This window comes from Mycolicibacter heraklionensis, assembly GCF_001021505.1.
GTDB classification, from domain to species: Bacteria; Actinomycetota; Actinomycetes; order Mycobacteriales; family Mycobacteriaceae; genus Mycobacterium; species Mycobacterium heraklionense.
In genome coordinates this window covers 1-1665 of sequence record NZ_LDPO01000054.1, presented here as the reverse complement: position 1 = coordinate 1665, position 1665 = coordinate 1, and the positions used below count along the sequence as shown (strand labels likewise).

Here is a 1665-nt window from a genome sequence, read left to right as displayed (position 1 = left end):
ACACCTTCGTAAGTGGTTTTTGTCAAGGGGGTTGGGGGGCCTGCCCTGTCCTCGTCTCTACGTAGTTCGTCAAACGGGTTTGGTTCCCAACTGCGTTCAACCGAGTTCAGTGAGGATGGGCGGGGCCTGCTCAGGGTGTCTGGCGAGGTCACCCAATGGTTGCCTCATGCACGTGTGGAGCTTGGCCCCAACCGAGTTATTCGGGTGGATCGTGATGGTCAGGCGGCGGCCAGTGGCACCACCTCCGCGCCGGCACGGACTGCATCCCAGTGCACCCGGTTGGTAACGACGACATGGATCCAGCGCAGCAGTGCCGCGGCCAGCGCAGCGCGTGCCTGACCATCTGAGAGCGGATTGGCCTCGCGAGTGGTCAGGTTTCGGTAGCGCTCGGCCATCACCGGGTTGTGCAATAGGGCACCCCACACCGCGCGCCAGGCAGCCAGTCGCAGCCCGGGCCGACCGCGCCGGGAGATTCGGGCACGACCCGCAAACGTACCGCTGGCATTGTCGCGCGGGCACAGTCCAGCGTGCTTGACCAGCGAACGAGGGCTGTCGAAACGGGTGGGGTCACCGGTTTCGGCCAAGATGGCCGCCGCCCCGACCGTCGAGAGTCCGGGAATGCTGGTGACATAGGCGGTCAGGTCCAGCTCATCGAGGACGGCGACCATGCAAGCCTGCACCTGGGTCAACCGTGCGGTGGCCGCACGCCAGTCCCCGAGCACCCACCGGGCACGCTCGAGCATGCCGGGGCGCTGAGCCAGCACCCCTCGGCGGTCAACCAGAGCGACGAACACCGCCTCGATGATCGATCGGCGGCACCGCTTGCCGCCCCAACGCGGCAGCTCACGGCGTACCGCGGCTTCAAACCGCGGCAGACCCCATCGAGCCAACCGCTCCGGCCGACCCGCGCAACGCTCCAGTGCTACCGCCACCGCAGCACACCAGTTGACCGACTCAAACGGCGATGCAGCAGCCTCCAACACCCCGGGCCATGCGCACTCCAGCAAATCACGTATTTGCTGCATGCAGGCGGTGGATTCGGTGACCAACCGGCTGCGCCGCGCCCCCTGCTGACGCAGCCGTGCCCAGGTCTCATCAGCACGCTCCGGCACATAGCAGTGCAGCTGGGCGGTCAGCCGCGCGATCAGCATCGCGTCCTTGTCATCGCTTTTATCTCGGGTGTAATCCTCGGCTTCCCGAGCCTTGCCCACAAGCATCGGGTTGACACACACCAGCGTCATATCGCGTTCGCTCGCAAGCTGATTGAGCACCATCCAACGATGTCCCGTCGGCTCACACGCCACCGTCACACCGGCGAACCCCGCCTTGCGCGCAGCGCCCAACGCCCAGTCCAGTACCGGCCCCATGTCCCAGGCCCGCTCCCGAACCGTCTTCCGGGCCAGCACCTGCGAATCATGGTTACACACCGCCACCGCCTGCTTGCGATCCGCCAAATCAATCGCCACGATCGCGTGACCTACCGGCACCAGCTCCCGCAACCGCGCCAACCTGGCATTGCGGCGCCGATCACCACGCGACAATCCACTACCCTGAACCACGACGTCCTCCTCGCTGTTTTGGGACACCAAGCCCGTCAACGACAGCAGGAGGACGTCTTCTACATCCAGACTTTCAACGACACGCGCCATAGCTCTCTTACTACGC

The 1665-nt window shown here is 65.3% G+C and carries 1 protein-coding gene; it reads right to left on the bottom strand.

The genetic code is table 11. The features are described 5' to 3' along the window. Positions 1-218: 218 nt before the first annotated feature. Entirely contained in the window at positions 219-1649 is a 1431-nt protein-coding gene (locus tag ABW16_RS23595; protein ID WP_047321636.1) for an IS110 family RNA-guided transposase, read from the bottom strand. Between the last annotated feature and the right edge of the window lie 16 nt (positions 1650-1665).